Source organism: Amaricoccus sp. (assembly GCF_017995835.1).
Taxonomy (GTDB): domain Bacteria; phylum Pseudomonadota; class Alphaproteobacteria; order Rhodobacterales; family Rhodobacteraceae; genus Amaricoccus.
Window position 1 is genome coordinate 1 of the sequence record NZ_JAGOID010000160.1, and the last position, 4,809, is coordinate 4,809.

Genomic DNA, 4,809 nt, shown 5'->3' on the forward strand with positions numbered 1-4,809 from the left:
GTCTGGGCGAGGTACTCGAGGTTCACCTGATGGCAGATGCCGGTGCCCGGCGGCACCACGCGGAAGTTGTCGAAGGCGTTCTGCCCCCATTTCAGGAACTGGTAGCGCTCGATGTTGCGCTCGTATTCGAGATCGACGTTGAGCTGGAACGCCCGCGGCGTGCCGAACTCGTCGATCATCACCGAGTGGTCGATGACGAGGTCGACCGGGTTCAGCGGGTTGATCTTCTGCGCGTCGCCGCCCAGCGCCTTGATACCGTCGCGCATCGCGGCGAGATCGACCACCGCCGGTACGCCGGTGAAGTCCTGCATCAGCACGCGGGCCGGGCGATAGGCGATCTCGCGCGGGTTCTTGCCGCCCTTCTTCCCCCATTCGGAGAAGGCGCGGATGTCGTCGAGCGACACGGTCTTGTCATCCTCGAAACGCAGCATGTTCTCGAGGACGACCTTCAGCGAGGCCGGCAGCCGCCCGAAGTCCCCGAGCCCCGCCTCCTCCGCGGCGGCGATCGAGTAATAGGCGTATTCCCTGGTCCCCACCTTGAGGTTGCGGCGCGTCCTGGCGGAGTCGGTTCCTACGAAAACGGTCATCTGGCCTCCCGGGGCGAGTCTGGGGCTGGGGACGTCTGTAGTCGGTATGCCGCAACCGCGGCAGCCTAGCAAGACTTCCGCGGCTAAAAAGCATACCACGGCATACAAAAAACTTCGCCATCGGTCCGGCGGTGCGCCCCGGGGCCGCGCGGCGGGGTCGGGTCGGCCCGCTTTCGCGCTCCCGCCGCTTCGGCTATGGGCCGGGGATGAGCCTCGTCGTGACAGACCTCGCCTGCCGGCGCGCCGGGCGCCGCGTGCTCGACGGCGTCGGCTTCGCGCTGGCGCCCGGCGGGACGCTGGTCCTGCGCGGGCCGAACGGCGCGGGCAAGTCTACGCTGCTGCGGGCGCTGGCCGGACTCCTGCCCCCTGAGCGCGGCGGCGCGACGCTCGACGGCCACCTCGCCCTCGGCGACGATCCCGACGGCTGGGCGGAACGGATCGCCTATGCCGGTCACCTCGACGCGGTGAAGGCCCAGCTCACCGTGGCGGAGAACCTGCGCTTCTGGGCCGCGCTGCTCGGCGCCGATGCGACGGCGGAGGCGGAGGCGCTCGACGCCTTCGCCCTCGCGCCCATCACGTCGCGCCTGGCCGGGGCCTGCTCGGCCGGCCAGCGCCGCCGGCTGGGCCTGGCGCGGCTCGCGCTCGCGCCGCGACGGCTCTGGCTCCTGGACGAGCCGACGGTCTCCCTCGACGCCGAGGCGGCGGAACGGCTCGCCGCCATGATCGCCTCCCATTCCGCCCGCGGGGGGATGACGGTCGTCGCCACCCATGTCGCGCTCGGCGTCGACGGGTCCGAGCTTCGTCTCCTCCCGCCCGCGGCCGCCAGCACCGCCGCCGCCGACCCGTTCCTCGCGTGAGGGCGGCGCGCGCGATCATCGGGCGCGAGCTCAGCCTGGCCCTGCGCTCGGGCGGCGGCGCCGGGCTCGGTCTCGCCTTCTTCCTGATCGTCGTCCTGCTCGCGCCCCTCGGGGTCGGCCCGGAGCCGCAGGCGCTGGCCGGCATCGCGCCGGGGATGCTCTGGATCGCGGCGCTGCTCGCCTGCCTCCTGTCGCTCGACCGGCTGTTTCAGGCCGACGCCGAGGACGGCAGCCTCGACGCGCTGGCCCTCTCGCCGCTGCCGATCGAGGCGATCGTCGCGCTGAAGGCGCTCGCCCACTGGCTGACCACCGGACTCCCCCTCGCCGTCGCGGCGCCGCTCATCGGCGTGACGCTGCAACTCCCCGCCGCCGCGCAGCCCTGGCTCGTGGCCAGCCTCGCGGCGGGAACGCCGGCGCTGAGCTTCCTCGGCGCCATCGGCGCGGCGGTGACCGTCGGCCTGCGCCGGGGCGGGCTGCTCCTCTCGGTGCTGGTGCTGCCGCTCTACCTGCCGACGCTGATCTTCGGCGCGCGCGCGGTCGCCGCGGCGGCGGCCGGCGAGAACCCGTGGCCCGCCTTCCTGCTCCTCGGCGGCGTCACCCTCGGGGTGCTGGCCGGTGCGCCGTTCGCGGCGGCGGCGGCGCTCCGGGCGAACCTGCGTTGAGCTATTCGGCCGAGGCCAACTCGATTGTCGTCGCCCCCGATACGGTCAGCGTCTCGCCTGCCCGCGCGAAGGTATAGAGCGTCGACGGATATCCCGGCATCGCGAAGGAAACCCGGTCTCCGTCGCCCAGCGCCATCGCCACGCGCAGCGCATTCGCCCCGGTCTTGGGGGCGACGGTCGCGACAACCTCGATCGCCCCTTCCGGCGCAGGGCCGTAGTAGGCGACGAGATCGAGCGGGCCCTCATGCAGCGAAGCGGCGACGCCCGGCGCAGCGACCGAGACCTCCTCGGCGAGGGCGGGAACCGCAAGACCGAGGACGACGGCGGCGGACAGGACACGGAACACTGGAACAACCTCTCAAACATCGTCAGCGCCGCCGGCGCCCTCTGTCGCCACCCTGCGCCGTTCGCCACACCTTCGCAACCGCAACATGCATCGCAGCGTCCCGCTCGGGGAATACTCGCCATGCACTCAGCGGGAATCGCAAGAAATCCAACGCGGGACGCCCGGCGCAGAAACACTCGACGCCTTGCTCATATTGCAGGCGCGAACGGTCCGGCTTTGACCTTTCGGCAGTGCGCCGCCAATCCGACCGGGAAACAGCGGGGGGCTGGCGAATGGGGATCGTCCCGACCGCCATTCACGTCGGGCGATCGCTGCGTTCACGCGGTTGTTGACGCCCGGAACATCGCTCTGTAGAATTGATACGAATTCCACTCGTATCTTGAGTGGATACCTTTCCGTATCACCGAGTCGCCTGACTGAATATGTGTCCTTACCCTCATGGTGGTGGGAATGATGTTCGATCATGCGCAACAAAACCTCGCGAAAGCGGGCCGACGGTTGATAGATGACAGGCTAAGTCTTTTTCGCGCCAAAGATCAGATGCAGGTTGCCCTGAAGGGTTTGTTGCGGAACGAAGGCATCAAGCCGATCGGGGCCGCCATGGAGAAGCGGATCGCGTCCTATGCGCGCGAACGCTTCGGCCATGTCTGCTATGCGCCATGGCTCGTCTTCTACGCGACCTGTCGCGGCGCCTTCCTCGAAGGATGGGTGCCCGACAACTTCTTTCAGCAGGTCGCCGTCCGGAAGATCAACGGCGCCTACCACATGGCCGACAACGCCCGGACCCTCCAGGTTCGGTTGCTCGGCCCCGGCTCCATGCCGGACATCGCGCATTTCGTCAGCGGCGAGTGGCGCGACCCGGACGGCGCACTCTGGCCGCCCGACGGAATCGAGGCGAGAATCTTCGGGAACCACGCCGAGGTCTGCGTCAAGACCGAGCAATCGTCCAAGGGACGCGGCGTTCATATCCTCGACCGCAAGGGCTTTGACCGGCGCACGGTCGAGTCGCTCGGCAACCTCGTCGTGCAGCGTGTGCTGACGCAATCCGACCATTTCGCGGAGATATTTCCCGGCGCGGTCACGACCGTTCGCGTCACCACCGGCAAGCTGCCGGGGCAGAGACCCTTCATGCTGTTCGCCAACCTGCGGATGGGGCGAGGCGAGGCGCGCACGGTGACGCTCGGCTCGATCAAGGCTCCGATCATCGACGACGATGGCGCGATCGGCTCCTTTGCCTACGACTCCGACTGGACCCGCCACGCCACCCATCCCGATACCGGCTTCCGGTTCGGGGGCGCGCATATCCCCGACTTCGCCCGTCTGCGCGACCACTGTCTTTCGCTGCACGACCGGCTGCCGCAGTTCGGCCTGATCGGCTGGGACGTCACGACCGAAAGGAACGGCGCCATTCAGCTCATGGAGATCAACACCGGATTCCCCGGCATCAAGTTCGCCGAAGCGATGGTTGGTCCATGCCTGCGCGTACTCAACGTCGAGCAATACGCCCGCAGGCCCGCGCGGGCGGTCGCCTGAGCCGCTCTTCCGGTCCGACCCCGGACCGGAACCCGGCGCCCCGCTGCATACTGCATCTGCTAGGGATTCCTGCCCCTTTTCCCCAAGCGCGCGGCGCGCTACCAATTCGCCGAGCATCGGGGGAGCTGGCCTATGGAGATCGTCTCGACCGCCGTCTACGTGGGGCCGAACGTCTACGCCAAGGCGCCGCTGATCCGGCTTACCGTCGATCTGCACCGCCGCGCCGACCTGCCCGTGCCGGAGGTCGCCGACACGCTGGTCCCGCCGCTCCTCGACGCGCTGCCCAGACTCGCCGCGGCGCGGACCGAGACCGGCGAGCCCGTGCTCGACCGGCTGAAATCCCCCGACGCCCGCCTCGGCGAGCTGATGGCCCATCTCGCGCTGGCGCTGATGAACCACGCCGGCGCGCCGGCCGCGCGGGCCTTCACCCGGCCGGCGGCGCACGCCGACGAGGTCGAGGTGCTCTACGGCTACGAATCCGAGGAGGTCGGCCTCGAGGCCGGCGAGGTCGCCCGCGCCATCCTCCTCGACCTTCTCGACCCCCGCGACGACGCGACCCCGCTCGCCGAGGCCATCGCCGACTTCGACGACTACGCCGGCCGCCGCGCCCTCGGCCCCACCGCGCTCGCCCTCGTCCACGCCGCCGAGGCCCGCGGCGTCCCCTGGGCGCGGCTCAACGACGCCAGCACGATCCAGCGCGGCCAGGGCCGCTGGCAGACCCGCATCGAGGCGGCGCTGACCGGGCGCACCTCGCACATCGCCGTCGAGATCGCCTCGGACAAGGAGCTCTGCTCGCGCCTGCTCTCGGACCTCGGCCTGCCGGT

At 69.9% G+C, this 4,809-nt stretch carries 5 protein-coding genes and 1 pseudogene; 4 read left to right on the forward strand and 2 right to left on the reverse strand.

The annotated features are described in order from the left end of the window. Window positions 1–587: aconitase family protein (locus KBA23_RS15805; protein ID WP_290742929.1), on the reverse strand; the 587-nt coding region annotated here is incomplete at its 3' end. A 206-nt stretch (window positions 588–793) separates the two neighbouring features. Between KBA23_RS15805 and ccmA the strand changes: the two genes are divergently transcribed. Further along, window positions 794–1,444, forward strand: a complete 651-nt coding sequence (gene ccmA / locus KBA23_RS15810; protein ID WP_290742932.1) for a heme ABC exporter ATP-binding protein CcmA — start codon at window positions 794–796, stop codon at window positions 1,442–1,444. Further along, window positions 1,441–2,106 carry a heme exporter protein CcmB gene (ccmB, locus tag KBA23_RS15815; protein WP_290742935.1) on the forward strand — a complete coding sequence of 222 codons (666 nt, stop codon included), beginning with the start codon at window positions 1,441–1,443 and terminating at the stop codon, window positions 2,104–2,106. Before ccmA ends, ccmB begins: the two co-directional genes overlap by 4 nt. 1 nt (window position 2,107) lies before the next feature. Here ccmB and KBA23_RS15820 read toward each other — a convergent pair whose 3' ends face one another. After that, on the reverse strand, window positions 2,108–2,452 hold the full coding sequence (locus KBA23_RS15820; RefSeq protein ID WP_290742938.1) for a hypothetical protein: 345 nt from the start codon (window positions 2,450–2,452) through the stop codon (window positions 2,108–2,110). Between the two features lie 450 nt (window positions 2,453–2,902). On the opposite strand from KBA23_RS15820, the gene KBA23_RS15825 reads away from it, so the two are divergent. Further along, a complete protein-coding gene (locus KBA23_RS15825; protein ID WP_290742941.1) occupies window positions 2,903–3,985 on the forward strand; it encodes a sugar-transfer associated ATP-grasp domain-containing protein in 1,083 nt (360 codons plus the stop codon). Window positions 3,986–4,117: 132 nt separating this feature from the next. Further along, a pseudogene (locus KBA23_RS15830) lies at window positions 4,118–4,809 on the forward strand (hypothetical protein); the annotation flags it as partial.